The following is a 23,124-nucleotide window of genomic DNA, read 5'->3' on the forward strand; positions in this document are numbered from 1 at the left end:
CCGGCGCCGCCGGGCGCCGGTCCGCGCCGCGGCTCCGGGGGCCGCGGCGGACCACCGCTACGTCCAGCGTGCGTTCAGCGTCCACCACTGCGTGGCGTCGTTCAGCCGTCTACCGGCCTCGTCCGCGGTGTCCGCGGTGACCATGACGGCCGCGGCGGCCTCTCCCGCGTACTGCAGTCCCTCGCTCCTCGTCCCCGGGGCGAGGTGGAGGGTCAGCTCGGCGCCCGGCACGGGGCAGGGGCCGGCCGGAGGGGCGAAGACGCCCTTGCCGGGCGGGAAGATGGCCCAGGCGACCGCCGGGGCGGGGGCCGCGGGCTGCTCGGTGAGGGTGAGCGGCAGGCCGCACTGGGCGCGCAGGCCCTCCTTGGCCAGGTGGACGCCGAAGGCGCGCTCGTAGGCGTCGGCGATGAGCACTCCCCCGGCGCGGCAGGCGATCTCGCAGAGCACGGGCCGGCCGTCGTCGCCGATCCACGCCTCCAGGTGGAAGGCGGTGGTCTGCTCCGAGCCGGGCAGGGCGGCGATGACGGCGGCCGCGAACTCCGTGAGGAGGGGGGTGCGTTCGTCGTCCGGTGCGAGCAGCGTGCTGCTGAAGCCGGTGGCGTCCTTCAGGTGCTCCGCGATGCCGCCGCTGTACCGGGACGGCCAGCAGTGCACGACGGCGCCGTCGCGCATGATGCCGTCGACGTGGAAGAAGGGGGCACGGACGAAGGCCTCCGCCATCCACCGGCCGGGCAGGAACGGCGTCTCGGGGCCCGCCCGCCGGGCGCCGGGGTCGAGGAACGCGTCCAGGTCCTCCTCGGAGTGCAGCATGGCGACGCCCTCGGCGCCCGCGCCGAAGCGCGGCTTGACGACGACCGGGTAGCCGTGGGCGTCGATGAAGTCCAGCAGGTCCATCGGGTCGTCGACGGGCGCGAAGGCGGGGACCGCGAGGCCGGCGTCCCGGGCGTGCCGCTTCATGACGGCCTTGTCCCGGTAGGCGAGCGCGGAGGCGGTGTGCTGGCCGGGCAGGCCCAGCCGCTCGCGCAGCCGGGCGGCCCGGATGACGTCGTCCTCGCTGGTGCTGGCGACGAGGCCGACCCCGAAGGAGCGGGCGGCCGCCTCCGCCGCCCGGTCGGCTGCCCAGGAGTCGTAGGAGTCGACCGGTTCGTGGCCGAGGAAGTGCTGCTCGACGACGTCTTCGGAGCCTTCGACGGCGGGGCGGGGCGTCACCAGGACGACGTTGCCCGCCGTGGCGCCGAGCCACTCCTGCAGGGGGCGCTTGCCGAGCGAGCGGCGGGAGAAGAGGAGGACTTTGTGCACGGGTCAGATCCTTGCGGGTGTGGTGGAGCCGACGGCGCGCAGGGCGCCGTGCAGGTGGACCAGGCCGTCGGCGGGCTCGCCGCGCTCGGCGTGCTCGACGGCGGCCACGACCAGGTGGTGGTCGCCGGCCCGGACCACGTCGCGGCGCGAGCAGACGAGGCGCGCCGGGCAGCCCTCCAGGAGCGGCACGCCGTGGGGGCCGGTGCTCCAGCGTGTGGGCGGCGCGAACCGGTCGGCGCCCTTGGCGGCGAACCGTTCCGCCAGCTCGGCCTGGCCGGCCCCCAGCGTCTGGATGCCGAACCAGTGCGCGTCCTTCATGCGCGCCCACGTCGAGGAGGAGTCGGCCAGGGCGAAGGAAACCAGGGCGGGTTCGGCGCTCAGCGAGGTGAAGGAGGTGATGGTCACCCCGGCGGGCCCGGCCGGGGTGGCCGCCGTGAGGACGGCCACGCCCGAGGCGTGGGCCCGGAGCACCGAGCGCAGGGTGGTGGCGTCGACGGTCACGACTCGGCCCCGCTGCGTGCGAAGCCGGGGCGCTGCAGCCCGAGGTGGTCGCGCAGCGTGGTGCCCTCGTACTCGGTGCGGAACAGCCCGCGGCGCTGCAGCTCGGGGACGACGAGGTCCACGATGTCGTCGAGGCCGTCCGGGAGGTAGCCGGGCATGACGTTGAAGCCGTCGGCGCCGCCTTGCGTGAACCAGGATTCGAGCTCGTCGGCGATGGTCTCCGGCGTGCCGAGCAGGAAGTGGTGGCCGCGGCCGCCGGCGACGGAGAGGAACAGCTCCCGGATGGTCAGGCCCTGGCTGCGGGCCTGCTCGTAGACGAGTTGCTGCCGGCTCGTGCTGCCCTCGGTGGGCGGGAGTTCGGGCAGCGGGCCGTCCAGCGGGAGGTGGGAGATGTCGACGTCGCCGAGGAGGCCGGTGAGCAGGCCGAGCCCGACGACGGGGTCGACGAGGTCCTGCAGGACGGCGTACTTGTCCTCGGCCTCGGCCTGCGTGCGGCCGGCCACGATGAAGACGCCGGGGAGGACCTTGACGTCGTCGGGGTTGCGGCCGTGGCCGGCCACCCGGTCCTTGATGTCCTTGTAGAAGACCTGCGCCTGGCCGAGGGTCTGCTGCGCGGTGAAGACGACCTCGGCCCACCGGGCCGCGAAGTCCATGCCGTCGCCCGAGGAGCCGGCCTGCACGATGACGGGACGGCCCTGCGGGGAGCGGGCGAGGTTGAGGGGGCCGCGCACCTGGAAGTGCTCACCCTTGTGGCTGAGGACGTGCAGCTTCGCGGGGTCGAAGTAGCGGCCGGACTCCTTGTCGTAGAGGAACGCGTCGTCCTCCCAGGAGTCCCACAGGCCTGTGGTGACCTCCATGAACTCCCGCGCCCGGTGGTAGCGCGCGGCGTGCGCGGGCTGCCGGTCCAGGTTGAAGTTCTGCGCCTCGGCGTCCGTCACCGAGGTGACGACGTTCCAGCCCGCGCGCCCGGCGCTGAGGTGGTCGAGGGAGGAGAACTTCCGCGCGACGTTGAAGGGCTCGTTGTACGTGGTCGACGCGGTCGCCGTGAGCCCGATGTGCGTGGTGTGCACGGCGAGGGCCGACAGCAGCGTGAGCGGCTCGAAGTGGACCATGCGGCCCTGGCGGCTCAGCTCGTCGGCGTCCTTGTAGTGCGTGCGGACGCCGGCGCCGTCGGAGAGGAAGACCATGTCGAACTTGCCGCGTTCGGCGGTCTGCACCAGGGAGCGGTAGTAGGCGAAGTCGAGGCCCCCGTCCGGGCGGGCGTTGGGGTGCCGCCAGGCGGCGACGTGGTGTCCGGGCGCCGGGAGGAAGGCACCGAGTTTCATCGTGCGACGAGCCGTGCTGATGATGCTCACAGAAGTGCTCCGGTGGGACGGGTGAGGCAAGGGAAAGAGGTGGGGCGGGTGGCCGGCCGGCGCGAGGCGGCCGGCCGGGGCCGGGCGGGTGCCGTCTCAGCCGAGGCGGCGGACCGGCGAGCCCGCCAGGAACGCCTGGATGTCCTCGACGGCGTGGCCGTAGTAGGTCGCGTAGTTGCTGCGGGAGACATAGCCGAGGTGCGGGGTCGCGAGCAGGCGCGGCGCGCTGCGCATCGGGTGGTCCTGCGGCAGCGGCTCGACGTCGAAGACGTCGACGCCGGCGCCCGCGATGGTCCCGGCGTGCAGCGCGGCGACGAGCGCGTCCTGGTCGACGACGGCGGCCCGCGAGGTGTTGATCAGATAGCTGGTGGGCCGCATCAGGCCGAGCTCCGCGGCGCCCAGCAGGCCCCGGGTGCGCTCGCTCAGCGCCAGGTGGATCGAGACGAAGTCGCTGGTCTCCAGGAGCTCCTCCTTGGAGGCCGCGAGGCCGGTGCCGACCTCGTCGGCCCGCTCCTTGGTGAGGTTTTGACTCCAGGCCACCACGTCCATGCCGAAGGCGAGGCCGACCTGGGCGACCCGGCTGCCGATCTTCCCGAGGCCGAGCAGGCCGAGGCGGCGGCCGTGCAGGTCGGCGCCGACCGTGGACTGCCAGGGGCCGCCGAGGCGCAGCGCGGTGGCCTCGGGGACGATGCCGCGGGCGAGGCCGAGGAGCAGGGCCCAGGTCAGCTCGACGGGCGGGGTGGAGGAGCTGGCGGTGCCGCACACGGTCACGCCCTGCCGCTCGGCGGCGGCGTAGTCGATGACGGAGTTGCGCATGCCGGAGGCGACGAGCAGCTTCAGCCGGGGCAGCCGGGCGAACAGGGACGCCGGGAAGGGGACGCGCTCGCGGAGGGTGACGACGATGTCGAAGTCCGCGAGGGCGGCGGCGAGTGCGTCCTCGGTGCCGAAGTGCTCGGGGAAGGAGACGACGTCGACGTCGCCGGCGACGGGCGACCAGTCGGCGACGGTGGTCGCGACGGACTGGAAGTCGTCGAGGACGGCGCAGCGGAGTTTCATGTCAGCTCTCTCCATCGGTGGTGTCTGTTGCGGTCACGCCGAGGCCGGGGCCGTCGGGCATCAGGAGCGTCCCCTCGTCGATCCGCAGTCCGCGGAAGGGGTCGTCGGTCAGGTCGACGTGGCCGTCCAGGTCGAGGTGGTCGGCCAGGGGGGCGAGCTGGGCCATGGCGGTGACACCGAGTGCGCTCTCGGTCTTGCAGCCGAGCATCACCTTCAGCCCGGCCCGCCGGGCGAGGGTGGCGGTTTCGTGGGCGCGCCGCAGGCCGCCGCACTTGGTCAGCTTGATGTTGACGGCGGAGGCGCAGCCGCGCAGCCGCAGGACGTCCTCGGGGCCCGTGCAGTCCTCGTCGGCGACGACGGGCAGGGGCGCGTTCTCGTGGACGTAGCGCAGGCGGTCGGCCGGGCCCGGTGGGACGGGCTGTTCGAGGAGTTCCACGCCGTGCCGGTCGAGTTCGCGGGCGACCTCGACCGCGCGCTCGGGCGTCCAGGAGCCGTTGCCGTCGACCCAGATGCGCCCGTCGTAGACCTCGCGCAGGACCCCGGCCCGGCTGCCGTCGTCCTCGGGGGTGAGCTTGAGCTTGAGGACGGGCCAGTGGGCCAGGGCCCGGCCGCGGCGGACCAGTTCCTCGTCCGAGCCGGCGCCGATGGACAGGGCCGTCGGGGCGAGGGGCTGCCCGGCGAGTCCGAGCAGGGCGTGCAGCGGGAGTCCGGCCCGCTTGCCGAGGAGGTCGTGGAGGGCCATGTCGACGGCGGCGGCCACGGCCGGGCGGATCCCTGCCGCGTGCAGCCGGCCGAGGGTGCGGACGAGGGCGAGCGGGGAGGCGTCCGTGAGCAGCGGCAGGCAGGCGTCGAGCTCGCCGGGGCGGGCCGCGAGGGCGGTGCCGTATCCGGTCAGGCCCTCCCAGTGCAGCACGAGCACCTGCTGGTGCACGTGGGTGGTCAGGCCGGTGTTGCTGGAGAACGGCTCGGCGAGCGTGGCGCGGAGGGTGTGGTGCTCGGCCTTCACGGGTCCGCCGACGGGTCCGTTCACGGGCCCGCTCGTGCTGCGGCTCGCGCTGCGGCCGGTGCTGCGGCTCATGCGTTGATCACTTCCTCGAAGGCCCCCACGACCGCCGAGGCCTGGCGGAAGGTGAGGTCCCGGAAGCCTTCGGGCTCGACGGGGACGGACGGCTCGCGCAGGACCCCGTCGTGCGGGACGCCGCTGCCGTCGCGGAACCTGCCGCGCAGGTACGCGGAGAAGCCGTCGCCGTGCTCCTGCAGCCAGCCGGTCGCGGTGTCGTAGGCGTCCTCGGGCCGGGCCGCGCCGACCGTGCGCAGGAGCGCGGCCATCAGGTCCGCGTCGCGGGGGTCCGTGCCGGCGGGGCAGAGCATGAAGACGGGCGCCGGCAGGAGCACCACGCACAGGGGCCGGGCCCCGGGAAAGGAGCGGACGAGGGTTGCGGCGATGGCGCGCATCCCGCGGACCGTGGCCTTGCGGGTGAAGTAGCCGCCGCGGCGGGGCGGGCAGCCGGCCATCGCCCGCGCGCCCCAGTGCAGGTGGGTGACGAACGGTTCCTCGTCGTGGCCCGCGGGCCCGTCGGGCAGGTGGGTGCCGAAGAGCCCGGTCAGGACGCTGGTCAGCAGGTGGGACACCACGGGCAGGACGGGCGGGAGCGTGCCCAGCCGGTCCTGGAAGTCCTGCGGGCCGGTCAGGGCGCGGAAGGGCTCCAGGGCCGCTTCCGCGAGGGCGCGGGCCGAGCCGTAGCGGTGGCCCGCGAGGAGGAAGCCGCGGCCGTCCGCGCGGATCTCGCAGCGGGAGACCTCTCCGTCGAGCCGGACGGCGTGGCTGATCAGCTCGCCGAAGGCGCGCCGCGGGCCCGGGCCCGCGGCCGCCTCCTCCAGCAGGAGGGTCAGCATGCCGGTGAACGCCTCGGCGTTCGCGACGATCGAGGAGGCCTCCAGCTCGAAGCGGTACCCGGCGAGGGTGTGCATGCGGCGCCAGTGCAGGTCCACCAGCGGGACGAGGCTTCCCTCGTGCTCGGTGCTGACGAGCGGGCAGAACAGCGGGCGGCTGCGGTCGCGGCGCACGAGCGCCCGGCCGTCCCAGCTGAAGAGCGGCAGGACGCTCCGCCCGCCCCGGTCGACGACGGACCCGGGCAGGTAGACGCCGTCGCCGCCGGCCGGGGTGTCGCCGTCCGGCTCGGTCTCGGTCTGCGTGAAGCCGTAGATCAGCGGATAGCCGTGTCCCTGCCCGCAGATGGCGGTGTTGAAGTCCATCGGCCCGGAGCGCCCGAGGGCGATGTCCTCCCAGTTGCCGAGGTGCCCGGTGCGCGGGGGCAGCAGGGCGTCGTCCTGGTGGATCAGGTCCAGGAGGGTGCCGACGGGCACGTCGCGCGTGCCGAGGTGGACGGGGGCGAAGGACTGCTTCCGGCCGGCGAGCGCCTCGGCGCCGGCGGCGTCGAGCAGGTCCAGCCCGGCGAGGATGTCCCGGCTCATGCCGCTCCCCCGCCGTCCTCCTGCCCGGCGGCCTCCAGCCGGCCGAGCAGGTGGGGGAGGGTGCCGCCCGCGAGGAGGACGTCCCACTCCCCCGTCGAGTGGACCTCGGCGCGGGCCGTGAAGGCGGTGCCGCCGGCCACGACGCGCACGGTGCCGGTGTCGCGCATGTGCTCCAGGCCCTCCAGCGCGAACTCCTCGTGGCCGGTGAGGCCGAGCGCGGCCCAGCTCCTTCCGTCCGGGAGGAGCAGCGGCAGGATGCCCATGGCGCAGAGGTTGGCCCGGTGGATGCGTTCGAAGCTCTCGGCGAGTACGGCCCGTACGCCCAGCAGCCAGGGGCCCTTGGCCGCCCAGTCGCGGGAGGAGCCCTTGCCGTAGTTCTTCCCGGCGAGCACGATCAGCGGGGTGTCGGCGGCCTCGTAGTTGCGGGCCGCCTCGTGGACGGGCAGCCGCCGGCCACTGGGGATGTGGAGCGTGGTGCCGCCGCTTCCGCCGGGCCCGGTCAGGGCGTTGTGCAGGCGGGGGTTGGCGAAGGTGCCCCGGGCCATGACCTCGTGGTTGCCGCGGCGGGAGCCGTAGGAGTTGAAGTCCGTCACGCCCCGCTCGCGCAGGTGGACGCCGGCGGGCGAGTCCTCCGGGATGGCGCCGACCGGGGAGATGTGGTCGGTGCTGACGTCGTCGCCGAGGGCGAGCAGGGCGCGGGCGGCGCGCACGGGTGCGTCGGCGGGCCGGGTGGCGCCCACGAAGGCGGGGGGCCGGATGTAGGTGGAGTCCTCGTCCCAGGGGAAGACCGGGCCGGCGGGTGCGGTGATGGCGTCCCAGCCGGGGTCGTCCCCCTCGGCGGCGGCGAACAGCTCGGGGGTGAGGAACTCGGCTTCCAGAGCGGTCAGTTCGGCGCCGGTGGGCCAGATGTCGGCCAGCAGGACGGGCTCGCCGTCGCTTCCGGTGCCCAGCGGTTCGCTCTCCAGGTCCGTGCGGACGGTGCCGGCGAGGGCGAGGGCGACGACCAGCGCGGGCGAGGCGAGGTAGCCCGCCCGGACCTGGCTGTGGACGCGTGCCTCGAAGTTGCGGTTGCCGCTGAGGACCGCGGCGACGTTCAGGCCGTGCGCGTCGGCGGTCTCCCCGACGCCGTCGTTGAGGGGGCCGCTGCCGCCGTTGCAGGTCATGCACCCGTAGCCGGCGACGTGGAAGCCCAGCTTCTCCAGGTAGGGCAGCAGCCCGGCGTCCTCCAGGTAGCGGGTGACGGCGCGGGAGCCGGGCGACAGGCTCGTCTTCACCCGGCCGGGGACGGACAGGCCGCGCTCGACGGCCCGCCGGGCCAGGAGGCCGGCGGCCAGCATGGCCTTGGGGTTGGACGTGCTGGTGCAGGAGGTGATGGAGGCGATGACGATGTCGCCGTCGCTCAGGCCGTTCGCGGTGCGCACGGGCCCGCCGTGGAACCGGGCGAAGGAGCCCGGCAGTCCGGAGACGGCGATGCGCTGGTCGGGCTGGCTGGGGCCGGCGAGGCTCGGCCGCACGGCACCGAGGTCGAAGTCGACGACGCGGCCGAAGCGCGGCTCGGGGCCGCGGCCGCCCTCCTCCCGCAGCAGGTGCTGGTGGCGGCAGTACGCCTCGGCCAGACGGACGTCCTCGTCGCGGCGCCCCGTCTGCCGCAGGTAGCGCAGGGTCTCGGCGTCGACGGGGAAGTACGCCGCCATCGCGCCGTACTCCGGGGCCATGTTGGCGACGGTGCACCGGTCGGCGGCGGACAGCGCGTCGATACCGGGGCCGGTGAACTCCACCAGCAGGCCGCGCACGTTCTCCTCGCGCAGCCGCTGCGTGAGGGTCAGCACCACGTCGGTGGGCGAGACGCCGGGCCGGACCGTGCCGGTGAGGCGGACGCCCACGATCGCGGGGACGCGGATCGGCTGGGCGAGGCCCAGCATCAGGGCCTCGGCCTCCAGGCCGCCCACGCCCCAGCCCAGCACGCCCAGCCCGTTGACCATGGTGGTGTGGCTGTCGGTGCCGATGACGGTGTCCGGGAAGAGCAGGCCGCCGGCGCCGGTGGCGACGACGGTGGCCAGCTGCTCCAGGTTCACCTGGTGCACGATGCCGCGGCCCGGCGGGATCACCCGTACGCCGTCGAAGGCGCTTCGGGCCCACTTCAGGAAGGCGTAGCGCTCGGCGTTGCGGGCGTGTTCGAGCGCTTCGTTGCGGGCCTGCGCGTCCGGGCGCCCCGCCCAGTCGGCCTGGACCGAGTGGTCGACGACCACGTCGACCGGCAGCACCGGGTTGACCCGCTCGGGCCGGTCCACGCGGCTGCGCAGCGCCGCCAGGTCGACCAGCAGCGGGATGCCGGTGTAGTCCTGCACGAGGATGCGGGCGGGCGGGAACGCCATCTCCAGGCCGGCCTCCTCGCCCGCGGCCAGCCGTCCCGCGAGGAGGGCCGCCTTCTCGGGCTCGCCCGCGCGCAGCAGCGCCTCCAGCAGGATGCGTCCGCTGTACGGTACGGCCGCGAGGTCCACGCCGTGTCCGGCGGCGAACCGCGGCAGGCTGTACAGCTGCGCGTCGCGTCCCGCGAGCTGCTCCCGGGTGATCACGTGGCAGTCACTTCCTTCTCGTCCCCCGACGTCTCGTTACGTGTCGTGCCGTCCTGCCGTGCCGCGCTGTCTTCGCCGGGCGTCTCCCGGTCCCCCGCGACGGCCCCCGCCAGCAGCACGTACGCCGCGATGACGACCGCACCGGCCAGCAGGGCGAAGCCCGGCGACCGCTGTTCCAGGCGGGAGACGACCGGCACCAGGGCCGCCGAGACTCCCGCCGTGACGAGGTTGCGGGCGGTGCCGATCCGGCCGCGCACGGCCTTGCCCGCCCTGAGCTGCAGGGCGGTGGTCACCGTCGTCCAGGAGACGGTGTTGCACGCGCCCAGGGCGAGCGCCAGGCCGATCACGACGGGGCCGCCCGGCCCGGCCGCGAGGGCCGCGAAGCACAGTGCCTGCCCGGCGAGCCCGGCCCGTACCGCGCCCTTGGGCCCCAGCCTCGCTTCGAGGGGGCCGAGGGCGGGCGCGGCGCAGATCGCGCCGACGGCGAAGGCGCAGTCCATGGCCGACAGCCAGTAGGCGCTGCCGCCGAAGTGGCGTGCGACCAGGGCGAACAGCAGCAGGTTGAACAGCACCACGGCGATGTTGTCCGCGGTGCCCAGGAGGAGGTGGCGGGCGAAGCCCCGCTCCGTGCGCAGCAGGGCGACGACCGGGCCCCAGCCGGCCGAGGCCCCCTTGCCCGCCGCGGGCTCCGCCTCCGGCCGCGGTATCCGCGCGGCGGCGATGGCCAGGCCCGACAGCAGGAAGCCGGCCCCGGTCACCAGGAAGCACGCCGGGGCGCCCCAGCCCTGGATGATCACTCCGGCCACGGCGGCCCCGAGCAGCGCCCCGCCCTGCTGGGCGATGTTCGAGTAGGCGTTGAAGGTGCCCAGTGCCGCGCCGGGTACGGCGGCCGGCGCCATGGAGAACATGGCGCCCCGGTAGAACGGCTGTCCCGCTTTGATGCACAGGGACATCGCCATGATCCAGCCCAGGGGGCTCGGCCCGGAGAGCATGACGCACCCGATGGCGATGAGCGCCGTCCCCCGGGCGAGCTCGATCGCGGTGCAGATGCGCCGCGGGTCGCCGCGGTCCACCCACGGCCCCGCCACCAGGGGGACCGTGAAGGTGAGGAGCTGTTCGACGATCAGGACGACGCCGAAGGCGGCGATCGAGCCGGTCTCGTCGTAGAGCAGCTTTCCGGCGGCCAGGGTCTGCATGCCGCCGCCGAGGCTGGTGGCCAGGGTGCCGCCGAGCAGCCAGGTGCCGGGCCGGCCCGGGTTCACCCCGCGCATGCCACCACGAACTTCAGCTTCCCGGCCGCCGCCCGGCTGCGCTCCACGGCTTCCGCGCCGGTCGCGCCGGTGGCGATGACGCAGGCGGCCCGGCCCTGGCTGGTGAGCGTCCTCCCGAGCACCGCGCCCGGCTCCTGGAGCTGTTCGACGCTGACGACGCCGGGCAGGGCGGCGGCCGCCTGCGTGCCCTCCGTGCGCTCCAGGACGCCGGCGGCGGCGGGCGTGACGAAGGTGATCGCGGCGGCGCGGAACGCCTCGGTGAACAGGTCGGGCACGACCGTCTCCCCCGCGACCTGCCGGATCCAGGCGGTGTCGAGGTCGATGCCCAGGGCGAGTTCGACCAGTTCGACGATGTGGTCGCCGCCGAGCCGCAGGTGGGTCTCGACGACGCGCAGCCCGCCGGCCGTGGCGATGATCTCGGTGTGCGTGGGCCCGTCCGTCACGCCGAGGGCGTCGAGCACCCGCGGGACGAACGCGTCGACGGCGGCCCGCAGCGCGTCGTCGACGGGCGCGGGCACGCAGTGGCCGGTCTCCACCCGGGTGGCCTCGTCGGTGAACTTCTGCGTGACGCAGACGACACGGTGCTCCCCCTTCTCGGAGAGCGCCTCGACGCTGTACTCCTCGCCGTCGAGGAAGCCCTCCGCGAGCATCCGGTAGCCCTCGGGCAGCCGGGCGGGGACGTCCGCGGCCGAGCGGACGACGGTGACGGCCGCGCTGCCGCTGCCGTCGACCGGCTTGACCACCAGCGGATAGCCGTGTTCCGCCGCGAAGGCCGTCACCTCGTCGCGTCCGCCGATCTCGCGCGCCGGCGTGGGGTCGACGCCGGCCTCCCGGAGCGCGTCGCGCATCAGGTGCTTGTGGCGGGTGGCGCGGACGGTCTCCAGCGCGTGGTACGGCAGGCCGAGCGCGCCGGCGATCACGGCGGCGAACTCCTGCGTCTCCTCGTTGAACCCGCCGATGGCGTCCACGGGGTCGTGCTCGTGCACCATGCGGGCGGCGGCGACCCACTCGGCCACCTGGGCCGTATCGGGCAGCGCGACGATCCGCTCGTACATCGACAGGTCCCGCTGGGTGCGCACCCGGGACAGCTCGGCGACGACGCTCAGGCGCAGGCCGAGGCGGTGGGCCTTGGCGTGCATCTGCCGGGAGCGGCCGATGCACAGCAGGTGGCGGCTCATGCGGCGCCTCCCGCGTAGCTGCGCGAGCGGGGGCCGTCGTAGCTCAGCAGGGGGCGGATGAGCACGTTGTTGGCGTGCTGTTCGAGCACCTGGGCGACCCAGCCGGCGGTGCGGCCGACGACGAAGAGGGGCACGGCCAGGTCGTCGGGCAGGCCGAGCAGCCGGTAGGCCAGTCCCGCGTACAGGTCCACGTTGGGGGCGACGCCGCGCCGGGCGTACGGGCCCATCGCGGCGGCGACCGCGTCGAGGATGTCCAGGCCCCGGGTGTCCCCGCGCTCCGCGCTCAGCTCGGCGACAGTGGCGCGCAGGTGGCGCACCCGCGGGTCCTCGGTGCGGTAGACGCGGTGGCCGAAGCCCATGACGGGCTCGCCGCGGCCGTGCAGCTCCTGCACGTAGGCCCCGGCGTTCGCGGGGCTGCCGACGTCGTCGATGAGGCGCACGACCCGCTCGGCCGCACCGCCGTGCACCGAACCCCCGAACGTCGCCACGGCGGCGGTGAGGGCGGCGGTCATCCCGGCGCGGGAGCCGGTGGCCACGCGCGCGGCGAACGCGGAGGCGTTGGAGCTGTGGTCGGCGTGGACGATCAGCCCCTTGTTCATGAAGCGGACCGCCGCGGGGGTGGGCGCCGTACCCAGGAGCACCGTCAGGAACGCCTCGACGGCGGGCACGTCCTCGGCCGGCAGGACCGGCTCGCGGCCCTCCCGGACGGCGTGGTGGGCCGCGACCAGCATGGGGATCCGGGCCAGCAGCGTGATCCCCGCGTCGAGCGCCTCCCCGTACGTCTCGTCCGCGGCCGCGTCGCGCCGGGGCCCGTAGGCCGCGAGGGCGGGCAGGCAGGTGAGCAGCGCGTCCATGGGATGGGCGTGGGCGAGCGAGCGGACGAGGGAGAGCACCTCGGGCGGCAGGGCGCGGCGGGCCTGCAGCTCCTTCTCGAACGCTGCGCGGGCGTGCGCGTCGGGCAGTTCGCCGTGGACGAGGAGGTGGGCGACCTCGGTGTACGAGGCGTGCTCGGCCAGGTCGTGGATGCTGTAGCCGCGGTACTCCAGGACGCCCTCGGCACCGTCGATGCGGGTGATGGTGGTGTGGTCGAAGCTGACGCCTTCGAGCCCGCGGCGGACGGCCTTGCCGGGCTGCGGTGCCGTCACCGCCGGCGCGGCGGGCTTCTCGTCCGCCGGGGCCGCCGGGCCCGCGCCCTCGGCTGCGGAGGAACCCGCGTGCTCGGCGGCGAAGGCGCGGATCGCGGCCACCGTCCGCAGTTCCAGGGTGAGTTCGTCGTCCACGGGGGTGCCGTAGGCGTTCTCCAGGGCCATCATCAGCGTCACGTGCCCCAGGGAGTCCCACTCCCGGACGGACTGGTACTCCAGGTCGGCGGTGATCCTGCCTTCGTCGATCCTGAGGGTGTGCGCGATCAGCTGGTCGACGCTGTTCATGTTCTTCTCCACGGAGCGGTCTTCGAGGCGTGTCGTGCAGCCGGGTGTGCGGCTGCCGCTCACCGGGCTGCGACGAGGGTGTCCAGCCAGGAGCGCAGGGCGTTGCGGTCGACCTTGCCGTTGCCGTTGACCGGCATCTCGTCGACGGCGTGCACGGACTTCGGCACCATGTAGGCGGGCAGCAGCGCGGCGACGGCGTCGGCGAGCGCCTCCGGGTCGTGCGCGCCGGAGACGACGGCGGCGATGGCGTCATCGGCGGGCCGGTGGATGCAGACGGCCTCGGCGCAGCCGGAGCGGCGCAACGCCGCCTCGATCTCGCCCAGTTCGATGCGGTAGCCGCCGACCTTGACCTGCTGGTCGTTGCGGCCCAGGTAGACGTAGTCGCCGCCGTCCTGAGCGCGCACGAGGTCGCCGGTGCGGTAGTAGGTCCTGCCGTCGCGTTCGAAGAACCGTTCCGCCGTGCGGTCCGGGTCCTGCCAGTAGCCGGGCGCGGTCTGCGGCCCGGCCACGCACAGCTCGCCGGTGCCGCCCTCGGCGACCGGTTCCAGCGCCTCGTCCACGACGAGCGGCGCGAGGCCCGGGAAGGGGCGCCCGATCGGGACGTTGTCGTGGACACACGCGGCCGGGCTCGTCTGCGGGTCCCAGCGGTAGGCCGTGCAGGCGATGGTCAGTTCGGTGGGGCCGTACAGGTTCTCCACGGCCGAGGCGGGGGCGGCGGCCTGCCAGGATTCCGCGGTGGCGCGCGGCAGCGCCTCGCCGCAGAACAGGCTCCAGCGCAGGCCCGGCATCCGGCCCGGCGTCAGCGACCCGCGCTTGCGCAGGACGGCGGCCACGGAGGGCACCGAGAACCAGACGGTGACCTCGTTGCGCTCCAAGTAGCGGAAGGGGGCGAGGATCTCGATGGAGTCCATGGCGCAGACCCGGGCGCCGTGCTCCCAGGCCATGAAGAGGTCGAAGACCGACAGGTCGAAGGTCTGGTCGAAGGTCTGGCTGAACCGGTCCTCGGGAGTGATGCCGTAGCGGGCCTGGGCCGCTGCGAGGAACGATCGCACGTTGCCGTGGGTGACGGGCACACCCTTGGGGGCGCCGGTGCTGCCGGAGGTGAAGAGCAGGTACGCGAGGTCGTGTTCCCCGGCCTGCACGGCGGTCGCGAGCGGCTCGGCGCCGGCGAGGTCCGCCGCGGTGAGCACGGCCGGGACGCCGGCGGCGGCGAGCTGCTCGCGGTCGCCCGCGTCGCCGTGCGGCAGCAGCACGGCCGGGGGCCGGGCGATCCCCCGTAACACCTCGGCGAGTCGGGGCAGCGAGCCCTGGTCCACGATCAGCGCGTCGAGACCGGCGCGCTCCACCATGGAGCGGGTGCGCTTGACGGGAAAGCGCCGGTTGAGCGGCACGAAGGCGGCACCGGAGAAGAGCGCCGCCAGCGTGCCGAGGTAGGAGGTCTCGCTGCGGTGGGCGAAGACGCCCACCCGGCGGGGACTGCCGCCGGTGACGTCGAGGATGCGGGCCGCCCAGGTCAGTGCCGTTCCGGCGGCCTCCGCGTAGGTGACGTCGCGCTTGCCGAGGGCCAGCGCGATCCCGTCGGGCCGGCTCCGGGCGTGATCGAGAACCCCCGCCCCCAAATGGTGATACGCCATGTCAACACTCATGCCCTTCCCCCAAAGGCCTGGTTTTCGATCATCCTTGCCATTGCGGGTGATCGAGGTCAATGGACCTTGGGCGGCAGGCTCAAGTGATCCGGGACACAAGGGATATGGAGGATTTCGATCCGGTTGATCCGGCCACGCCCTCCACGATCGACAGCACGGTCGGCGTGGGGATGACGCGCGACAGCCGCAGCCCCGCCGCGTCGAACAGCCGGGCGAAGTCGCTCTCCGTGCGCTCGCGGCCGACCAGGGAGGCCATCATCATCACGTCCAGCGTCTTCCCCTGGTGCGGGGCGTTGCCCGGCGGCAGGACCGCGTCGACGACGAGCACCCGGCCGCCCGGCGCCAGCGCGCGGCGGCAGTTGCGCAGGATGCCCACGCACTGCTCGTCGTCCCAGTCGTGCAGGATGCGCTTGAGGAGGTGGACGTCGCCGGGCGGGACGGCGGTGAAGAAGTCGCCTTCGTGCAGCGACCAGCGGCCCTTCGTCTCCTCGGTGTCGAGCCGGTGGCCCGCCAGCACGTGCGCCCGGTCGTGGAGGACGCCGTGGAGGCCGGGACGGCCGCGGAGCGCCGCCAGCAGCAGGCCGCCGTGGCCGCCGCCGACGTCCACGACCGTGGCGGCCCCGGGGAAGGGACAGCTGTCGGCGATCGGTCGGTTCTCCGCCTCGGACATGGCGGCCATGCCCTCGTGGAAGACCGCGGCGGTCTCCTCGTCCCGGGCGAAGTGCTCGAAGAAGGGCATGCCGAAGATGTGGCCGAATGCCGAGCCCCCGTCCTCCAGGCACCTGGTCAGCTCCCCGGCCGGCCGCCACATCGTCCGGTCCGTGAGCATCAGGACCGCCGGCCCGACCGGCACGGGCGCGTCCGAGCGCAGCGCGTCACCGGCCTCGGTGAGCCGGAAGCGGCCGTGGTCGTCCTCCTCGAACAGCCCGCGCGTGGCCAGCAGCCGCAGGACGCGCCGGAGGCTCGGCGCGTCGGTCCCGGTGGCCGCCGCCAGCTCCTCCGGGGTGCGGGCGCCGTCCGCCAGGTGGTCCGCCACGCCCACGGCCGCGGCTGCGCGCAGAGCAGCCGGGTAGAGGAATCCCAGGGCCTCCTCGATGACCAGGGCGGCGCTGCGCCGCCCCGCCTCCTCGGCCCTCGTCTCACGAGCACCTTCGCGCACAGAGCACCTCCGTCGTCCCGGCGGGGCCACCGGCGGCCGCGCCGCGCGATCAGCATGGCAGCGGCCGGTTCCGGGGCCGTCCGGTTCTCGCCATCCGGCCGAACGGTGGTATGACCATCCGCCCGCCGCGCCTGCCGCCCGGAGCGGCCCGCCCGACGCATACTGCGATCAGTGTCGGGGGGCGGAACCGGTGGCCAGGAGGTCCTGCCCGTCATGACGTACGACTCGCTCCCCGCGCCCGCGACCCGGCGGCGCCTGCTCTCCGGGCTCGCGGCCACCGGCGGTCTCGCCGTGAGCGGCACGCTCGGCGGGGCCGGGCGCGCCGCGGCGCAGACGCGAGCCGGGGCCGCCGCACCGTCCGGGGCCGGGGCCGCGCACGCCGCCCCGGCCGTGCCCGGGCGGCGCGGGAAGTTCCGTGCGGACCGCGAGAAGGCCCGGGAGATCCGGGCGGAGTTCGTCCATGCGTGGGACGGCTACAAGCGGTTCGCCTGGGGACACGACGAGGTCCTCCCGGTGTCGGGCCGCTACCACGACTTCTTCGCCAGGAACCACCCGGTGGGCCTGTCGATCATCGAGGCGCTCGACACCCACTACCTGATGGAGCTCGACACCGAGGTCGAGCGCTGCGTCGACTGGATCGGCAACCACCTGGACTTCGACGTCGACGCGAACTTCCAGGTCTTCGAGTGCACCATCCGGCTGGTGGGGGGCCTCCTTTCGGGCTACCTCGCCACCGGCGAGAAGGTCCTGCTCAACCGCTGCACCGACCTGGCCGACCGGCTGCTGCCCGCCTTCACCTCGTCACCGACCGGCATGCCGTACCGGTACGTGAACCTGCGGACGGGGCGCGTTTCCGGAACCACGCTGCCCGTGGCCGAGATCGGCACCAACATCCTCGAGTTCGGCGTCCTCTCCCGGATCACCGGCGACCTGCGGTACCGGCGGGCCGCCGAGCGGGCGCTGCGCGCGGTCGTCGAGCGGCGCTCGTCGCTCGACCTGCTGGCCACCCGGCTGAACGTCGAGACCGGCCGGTGGGCGGACCGCGACAGCGTCGCCGTGAATCCCCCGGCGGACTCGTTCTACGAGTACCTGTGGGGCGCCTGGCTGATGTTCCACGACGAGGACTGCCGGGACTGGTTCAAGATGTTCACCGCCGCGATGCGCAAGCACCAGGCGGAGCGCGTCGACGGCAGGCTCTGGTTCAAACACGTCGACTTCCGCACGGGGAAGCTGATCAGCCGGCGCCAGTCCGCGCTGGCCGTCGCCGTCCTGCCGGTCGGCGGGGACAACGACCTCGCGGCGGACTACTACCGCTCCTGGACGGCCGTCCTGGACAAGTACGAGGTCATCCCCGAGGAGATCGACTACGCCCGCCTGCAGGCCCGCAGCCGCCGCAACGACCTGCGGCCCGAGTACGCCAACTGCGCCTTCCAGCTGTGGTGGCAGACCGGGGACCCGTACTACCGGACGACGGCCTGGCAGTACTTCCGCAACCTCCGCAAGCACCACCGCGTGCCGGGCGGCTACACGGTGATCACCGACGTCACCCGGCAGCCCAAGACCAAGGGCGACCACTGCCCCGCCTACTTCTTCGCCGAGAACTTCAAGTGGCTCTACCTGACCTTCTCCGGCACCCCGCGGTTCGACTACGAGCGCGGCTGGCTCAGCACGGAGGGCAAGGTCCTCGACGGCTTCCGGAAGGCGGAGGGGGCGGACCGCATGCTCACCAGATCAGCATATTGATGATGGAACCCCCAGGTATGTCGCACTCGTCTAGCACATCGGTTCGATGGCGAGTGGTGACGATCTGGAGGAGGCATCGGTGGCAGGCGAGTCCCCCGGCATGGCGGAGCCGAAGAAGGAGCCGGAGGAGGAGACGACGGAGCGGCCGGCGCCTGCGGCCCGCACCGTGGCGCGGCGGCTGAAGATCTGGGGGCCGCTCGTCCTGCTGCTCGCCGTCCTCCTCGGCGTCGTCCAGCTGATCCGGCCGCTGCCGGACCCGCGGTTCACGGTCGCCGGGGACCCGTACACCTTCACCGGTGAGGCGTTCTCCATGCCGTGGCCGGAGGAGGGCCAGGCCGCGGCCAGGGTCGTGGGCGTCGGCAGCCTCGGCACGCACGGCGAGCAGAAGCCCGTGCCGACCGCGAGCGTCGCCAAGGTCATGACCGCGTACGTGATCCTCAAGGAGCACCCGCTCAAGAGCGGGGAGGAGGGCGAGCCGATCACGATCGACGCCACGGCCGCCAAGGAGGCGGGTGCCCAGGAGGAGTCGCGCGTGGAGGTCTCGGAGGGGCAGACCTACACCCGGTTCCAGATGCTGCAGATGCTGCTGATCCCCTCCGGCAACAACATCGCGCGGCAGCTGGCCCGCTGGGACGCCGGGTCGGAGGACGCCTTCGTGAAGAAGATGAACGAGGCGGCCCGGGAGCTCGGCATGGACGACACGACGTACACCGACCCGAGCGGGCTGGACGCGTCGACTGTGAGCACCGCCGCGGACCAGGTCAAGCTGGCCGAGGAGGTCATGAAGAACGACGTCCTGCGGAAGATCGTCAAGATGCCGAACGCCGACGTCCCCGGCCTGCCCGGGCGGATCTACAACAACAACGACGACCTGCTCGTCACCAACCCCGGCGGGCTCGGCATCAAGACCGGGTCGAGCCGTCCGGCGGGCGGAACGCTGATGTGGGCGGCGAAGCGGACGATCGAGGGCGAGGAGCGCCTGATCGTCGGCGCGACCATGGCCCAGCGGCAGGCGGGCAGCGACGACGCCAACGCCCACCTGAAGGTCGTCAAGGAGCGCAGCTACAAGATGATCAAGGCGGTGCAGGACGCCCTCGTCCCCGCCACGGTGGTCCGCAAGGGTGACGTCGTGGGGTACGTGGATGACGGCCTCGGCGGCCGGACGCCGGTCGTCGCCACGGCGGACCTGCGCGCCGTCGGCTGGGGCGGGCTGGAGGCGAAGCGCGAGCTCGCCGCCGGCGCCAAGGGCATCCCGCACGCGGCCCGGGCCGGTACGGAGGTCGGCACGCTGGCCGTCGGGAGCGGGCCGGGCCGGGCGCAGGTGCCCGTCGCGCTCCGGAAGGACATGGCGGCGCCGGGCTCGGGGGCCAAGCTGACCCGCCTCGGGTGAGGCCTGCCGAGGCCCGCGTGAAGTTCTGCTGTTGCCCGGCTTAAGAAAACCTCGATGGACTTCACGGTCACCACTGGGCACATTGGTGCGCGCAAAAGAATCACGCATCACCTCACGACGCCTGGAGCCGCAGCCATGAAGGCACTCGTCAAGCACAAGGCCGAGCCCGGGCTGTGGCTCATGGACGTCCCGGAGCCGGAGTACGGCCCCGACGACGTCATGATCAAGGTGCTGCGCACCGGCATCTGCGGCACCGACCTGCACATCCGCTCCTGGGACGGCTGGGCCCAGGGCGCGGTGAAGACCCCGCTCGTGCTCGGCCACGAGTTCGTCGGCGAGGTCGCCGCCGTGGGTGCGGACGTGCAGGACATCACGGCCGGCGACCTGGTCAGCGGCGAGGGCCACCTCGTCTGCGGCAAGTGCCGCAACTGCCTGGCCGGCCGCCGCCACCTGTGCCGCAGCACGGTCGGCCTCGGCGTCGGCCGCGACGGCGCGTTCGCCGAGTACGTCGTGATGCCCGCCTCCAACGTCTGGGTGCACCGCACGAAGGTCGACCTCGACGTCGCCGCGATCTTCGACCCGTTCGGCAACGCCGTGCACACCGCGCTCTCCTTCCCGCTGGTCGGCGAGGACGTGCTGATCACGGGCGCGGGCCCGATCGGCATCATGGCCGTGGCCGTCGCCAAGCACGCCGGCGCCCGCAACGTCGTCATCACCGACGTCAGCGAGCCGCGCCTGGAGATCGCCCGCAAGGCGGGCGCGACCTTGGCCCTCAACGTCTCCGACGCCGGTATCGCGGACGCGCAGCGTCTGCTGGGCCTGCGCGAGGGCTTCGACGTCGGCCTGGAGATGTCCGGCCGGCCCGAGGCCATGCGCGACATGATCGCCAACATGACGCACGGCGGAAAGATCGCCATGCTGGGCCTGCCCGCCCAGGAGTTCCCCGTCGACTGGGCGAAGATCGTCACCTCGATGATCACCGTCAAGGGCATCTACGGCCGGGAGATGTACGAGACCTGGTACGCGATGACGGTGCTGCTCGAGGGCGGCCTCGACCTCAGCCCGGTGATCACCGGACGGTACTCGTACAAGGACTTCGACGCGGCCTTCGACGAGGCCGCCACCGCCCGCAGCGGCAAGATCATCCTCGACTGGACCGCCTGACCCGCCCGGCCGCCCTCCCGCCGGGCGGCCCCGCCCAGGCCAGGTAGCCCCCCTTTCCTTCCGTAAGGAGTCCCCCGCATGTACGCGTCCGTCCGCGACGACCTCCGCGCCACCCTCGACGAGATCCGCGAGGCCGGTCTCTTCAAGCCCGAGCGCGTGATCGGCACCCCGCAGAGCGCCTCCGTCCACGTCACGGCGGGCGGCGCCCCCGGCGACGTCCTCAACTTCTGCGCCAACAACTACCTCGGCCTCGCCGACCACCCCGAGGTCGTCACCGCCGCCAAGGACGCCCTCGACCGCTGGGGCTACGGCATGGCCTCGGTGCGCTTCATCTGCGGCACGCAGGATGTCCACAAGGAGCTGGAGGGCCGGCTGTCCGCGTTCCTCGGCCAGGAGGACACGATCCTCTACTCGTCCTGCTTCGACGCCAACGGCGGCGTGTTCGAGACCCTGCTCGGCGCCGAGGACGCGGTCATCTCCGACGCCCTCAACCACGCGAGCATCATCGACGGCATCCGCCTGTCCAAGGCCCGCCGCTTCCGCTACGCCAACCGCGACCTGGCCGACCTCGAGAAGCAGCTCCAGGCGGCCGTCGAGGGCGGCGCGCGCCGCAAGCTGATCGTCACCGACGGCGTCTTCTCCATGGACGGCTACGTCGCGCCGCTGCGCGAGATCTGCGACCTGGCCGACCGCTACGACGCGATGGTGATGGTCGACGACTCCCACGCGGTCGGCTTCGTCGGCCCCGAGGGCCGCGGCACCCCCGAGCTGCACGGCGTCATGGACCGGGTCGACATCATCACCGGCACCCTCGGCAAGGCCCTCGGCGGCGCCTCCGGCGGCTACGTCGCCGCCCGCGCCGAGATCGTCGCCCTGCTGCGCCAGCGCTCGCGCCCGTACCTCTTCTCCAACTCCCTCGCGCCGGTCATCGCCGCCGCCTCCCTGAAGGTCCTCGACCTGCTGGAGTCCGCGGGCGACCTGCGGGAGCAGCTGAAGGCCAACACCGCGCTGTTCCGCACGAAGATGACCGAGGCGGGCTTCGAGATCCTGCCCGGCGACCACGCCATCGCCCCCGTCATGATCGGTGACGCGGCGGAGGCCGGCCGGATGGCGGAGCTGCTGCTGGAGCGCGGCGTCTACGTGATCGGCTTCTCCTACCCGGTGGTCCCGATGGGTGCCGCCCGGATCCGCGTGCAGCTGTCCGCGGCGCACTCCACCGCCGACGTGGAGCGGGCCGTCGCGGCGTTCGTCGACGCGCGCAACACACTGCGGGGCTGAGCACCGCCGGGGCGCTGCCGGGGCCTGCCGGGGCGTCGGGCGGGGCCCCGCGGAGGTCGCTGCTCGCGGCCCTGCCGGGGCCGCCGCCCGTTCCTGGCAAAATGACGGGGTGATCGACCCCCGGCGGCTGCGCGTCCTGCGGGCCGTGGCGGACCACCGTACGGTGACCGCCGCGGCCGCCGCGCTGTACCTGACCCCCTCGGCCGTCTCCCAGCAGCTCGCGGCGCTGGAACAGGAGACCGGCCACGTCCTGCTGACCCGCAGCGGCCGCGGCGTCCGCCTCACCGCGGCCGGCGAGATCCTGCTGACCCACGCCCACGAGGTCGTCGCCCAGCTGGAGCGGGCCGAGGCGGAGCTCGCCGCGTACGCGGGCGGCACCGCCGGCGAGCTGACCGTCGCGGCGTTCGCCACGGGCATCGCGGAGGTGCTGGCCCCGGTCATCGGGCTCCTCGCCGTCCGCCATCCCGGCATCCGGCTCCGGGTGCGCGACGCCGAGGGCGACGCGAGCCTGCCGATGGTGCTGGACGGGGAGGCCGATGTGGCCCTCGCCGTCGAGTACCGGGGCGCCCCGCGGGAGGACGACCTGCGGCTCGTCCGGGTGCCGCTCTACGCCGAGCCCTTCGACGCCGTCCTGCACGCCGCGCACCCGCTGGCCGGCAGCTCCCACGTGTGCCTGGACGAGCTGGCCGACAGCGACTGGATCGGGCCCTACCCGGGCAACCCCTGCCACGACGTGGTGGTGCTGGCCTGCGAACTGGCCGGCTTCCAGCCCCGCCTGGTGCACTCCTCGGACGACTTCCGCGCCGTGGTGGCCCTGGCCGGGGCCGGAGCCGGGGTGGCCCTCGTACCGCGCTCGGCGCTGCGCGGCATGGAGCTGAAGGACACCGTCGTCCGCCCCGTCGAGGGCCTGGCCGCGACCCGGCGCGTGTTCGCGGCGGTCCGCCGCGGCGCCGAGGACCACCCGCTCATCCGGCCGGTCCTCGATGCGCTGACGGAGGTGGCGGGCTCGCTGTCGACCGGCTGAGGCCGTCGCCGTGACGGGTGGTGGCCGCCCCGGCCTCGCGGGCTAGGGTGGAGCCTGCGCGCCCCGGCGCGCGCTGACGGCGATACCGGGCACGGAACCGAACGGACGGAGGCGGTGTGGAGCAGCACGCACGGCGCACTCCGGTGCCGGTCGCCCTGTGGTCCCTGCTCGTCCTCCTGCTCAGCGTGGTCTGCGGTACGGGGCCCGCCGTCGGTGCCCCGGCCGTCGCCCCACCGGTCGGCTCGCTCGCCTCGGTCACCTCCGTCACCTCGGTCACCGGCTCCGCCGACCCGGCCCGTCCCGCGCTCAGCGCGCCGGACTCCCCGCCCGCGGCGGACGGCACCCGCGCCCAGGGCCTCCACGTCTCCGCAGCCGTGCAGCACACCCGTCTGCCCGGGCTGCCCGGAGCGGTGCCCGGCCCGGTGACCGGGCCGCTCGCCGTCCCGCTGCCGACCGGCGAGGCCGCCGGGCCCCGGCAGGAGCGTGCCCCGCCCGCGGCGGCCCCCTCCTCGCGCCGCACCCGCGGCCCTCCCTCCACACGGAGCATCTGACGCCCTGAGCGTCGGCCCCGCCCTGCCC

General features: G+C 73.9%; 18 protein-coding genes. 6 read left to right on the forward strand and 12 right to left on the reverse strand.

From position 1 onward, the window contains the following. Positions 1-57: 57 nt before the first annotated feature. From FGW37_RS03095 to FGW37_RS03150, 12 genes are all read right to left on the reverse strand, one after another. On the reverse strand, positions 58-1,299 hold the full coding sequence (locus FGW37_RS03095; RefSeq protein ID WP_179079636.1) for an ATP-grasp domain-containing protein: 1,242 nt from the start codon (positions 1,297-1,299) through the stop codon (positions 58-60). A 3-nt stretch (positions 1,300-1,302) separates the two neighbouring features. Continuing rightward, positions 1,303-1,800, reverse strand: a complete 498-nt coding sequence (locus FGW37_RS03100) for a flavin reductase family protein (RefSeq protein ID WP_218650567.1) — start codon at positions 1,798-1,800, stop codon at positions 1,303-1,305. Next, the gene (locus FGW37_RS03105; RefSeq protein ID WP_343067005.1) at positions 1,797-3,155 is read right to left on the reverse strand and encodes an LLM class flavin-dependent oxidoreductase; all 1,359 of its coding nucleotides are present in this window, start codon (positions 3,153-3,155) and stop codon (positions 1,797-1,799) included. Before FGW37_RS03105 ends, FGW37_RS03100 begins: the two co-directional genes overlap by 4 nt. Positions 3,156-3,251: 96 nt before the next feature. Then, complete coding sequence (locus FGW37_RS03110; protein ID WP_179079637.1) at positions 3,252-4,211, reverse strand: D-2-hydroxyacid dehydrogenase family protein; 960 nt, start codon at positions 4,209-4,211, stop codon at positions 3,252-3,254. A gap of 1 nt (position 4,212) precedes the next feature. Then, positions 4,213-5,289 (reverse strand): mandelate racemase/muconate lactonizing enzyme family protein, encoded by a 1,077-nt coding sequence (locus tag FGW37_RS03115; RefSeq protein ID WP_179079638.1) that lies wholly within the window; start codon positions 5,287-5,289, stop codon positions 4,213-4,215. Continuing rightward, the gene (locus FGW37_RS03120; protein ID WP_179079639.1) at positions 5,286-6,686 is read right to left on the reverse strand and encodes a DUF6025 family protein; all 1,401 of its coding nucleotides are present in this window, start codon (positions 6,684-6,686) and stop codon (positions 5,286-5,288) included. Before FGW37_RS03120 ends, FGW37_RS03115 begins: the two co-directional genes overlap by 4 nt. Beyond that, positions 6,683-9,262 (reverse strand): aconitate hydratase AcnA, encoded by a 2,580-nt coding sequence (gene acnA, locus FGW37_RS03125; protein WP_179079640.1) that lies wholly within the window; start codon positions 9,260-9,262, stop codon positions 6,683-6,685. Before acnA ends, FGW37_RS03120 begins: the two co-directional genes overlap by 4 nt. After that, positions 9,259-10,533: an MFS transporter gene (locus FGW37_RS03130; protein WP_179079641.1), complete on the reverse strand. Its 1,275-nt coding sequence runs from the start codon at positions 10,531-10,533 to the stop codon at positions 9,259-9,261. The genes acnA and FGW37_RS03130 overlap by 4 nt, the downstream gene beginning before the upstream one ends. Next, on the reverse strand, positions 10,521-11,711 hold the full coding sequence (locus FGW37_RS03135; protein ID WP_179079642.1) for an ATP-grasp domain-containing protein: 1,191 nt from the start codon (positions 11,709-11,711) through the stop codon (positions 10,521-10,523). The genes FGW37_RS03130 and FGW37_RS03135 overlap by 13 nt, the downstream gene beginning before the upstream one ends. Continuing rightward, entirely contained in the window at positions 11,708-13,141 is a 1,434-nt protein-coding gene (locus FGW37_RS03140; protein ID WP_179079643.1) for a citrate/2-methylcitrate synthase, read from the reverse strand. Before FGW37_RS03140 ends, FGW37_RS03135 begins: the two co-directional genes overlap by 4 nt. A 59-nt stretch (positions 13,142-13,200) precedes the next feature. Next, entirely contained in the window at positions 13,201-14,787 is a 1,587-nt protein-coding gene (locus FGW37_RS03145) for an amino acid adenylation domain-containing protein (RefSeq protein ID WP_179079644.1), read from the reverse strand. A 79-nt stretch (positions 14,788-14,866) separates the two neighbouring features. Then, on the reverse strand, positions 14,867-15,946 hold the full coding sequence (locus FGW37_RS03150; protein ID WP_179079645.1) for a methyltransferase: 1,080 nt from the start codon (positions 15,944-15,946) through the stop codon (positions 14,867-14,869). Between the two features lie 213 nt (positions 15,947-16,159). Between FGW37_RS03150 and FGW37_RS03155 the strand changes: the two genes are divergently transcribed. The 6 genes from FGW37_RS03155 to FGW37_RS03180 all read left to right on the forward strand — a co-directional run bounded on the left by FGW37_RS03155 (position 16,160) and on the right by FGW37_RS03180 (position 23,096). Continuing rightward, positions 16,160-17,689: a glycoside hydrolase family 47 protein gene (locus FGW37_RS03155; protein WP_179079646.1), complete on the forward strand. Its 1,530-nt coding sequence runs from the start codon at positions 16,160-16,162 to the stop codon at positions 17,687-17,689. 79 nt (positions 17,690-17,768) lie between these two features. After that, on the forward strand, positions 17,769-19,079 hold the full coding sequence (locus FGW37_RS03160; protein ID WP_246430241.1) for a D-alanyl-D-alanine carboxypeptidase family protein: 1,311 nt from the start codon (positions 17,769-17,771) through the stop codon (positions 19,077-19,079). A 135-nt stretch (positions 19,080-19,214) separates the two neighbouring features. Beyond that, complete coding sequence (gene tdh, locus FGW37_RS03165; RefSeq protein ID WP_058041577.1) at positions 19,215-20,243, forward strand: L-threonine 3-dehydrogenase; 1,029 nt, start codon at positions 19,215-19,217, stop codon at positions 20,241-20,243. A 78-nt stretch (positions 20,244-20,321) separates the two neighbouring features. After that, on the forward strand, positions 20,322-21,521 hold the full coding sequence (locus FGW37_RS03170) for a glycine C-acetyltransferase (protein WP_179079648.1): 1,200 nt from the start codon (positions 20,322-20,324) through the stop codon (positions 21,519-21,521). 109 nt (positions 21,522-21,630) lie between these two features. Continuing rightward, the gene (locus FGW37_RS03175) at positions 21,631-22,545 is read left to right on the forward strand and encodes a LysR family transcriptional regulator (RefSeq protein WP_179079649.1); all 915 of its coding nucleotides are present in this window, start codon (positions 21,631-21,633) and stop codon (positions 22,543-22,545) included. A gap of 116 nt (positions 22,546-22,661) precedes the next feature. Next, positions 22,662-23,096, forward strand: coding sequence for a hypothetical protein (locus FGW37_RS03180; RefSeq protein WP_179079650.1), 435 nt, complete (start codon positions 22,662-22,664; stop codon positions 23,094-23,096). Positions 23,097-23,124: the final 28 nt, after the last annotated feature.

It is taken from the genome of Streptomyces rectiverticillatus (genome assembly GCF_013394065.1).
Classification (GTDB): Bacteria; Actinomycetota; Actinomycetes; order Streptomycetales; family Streptomycetaceae; genus Streptomyces; species Streptomyces rectiverticillatus.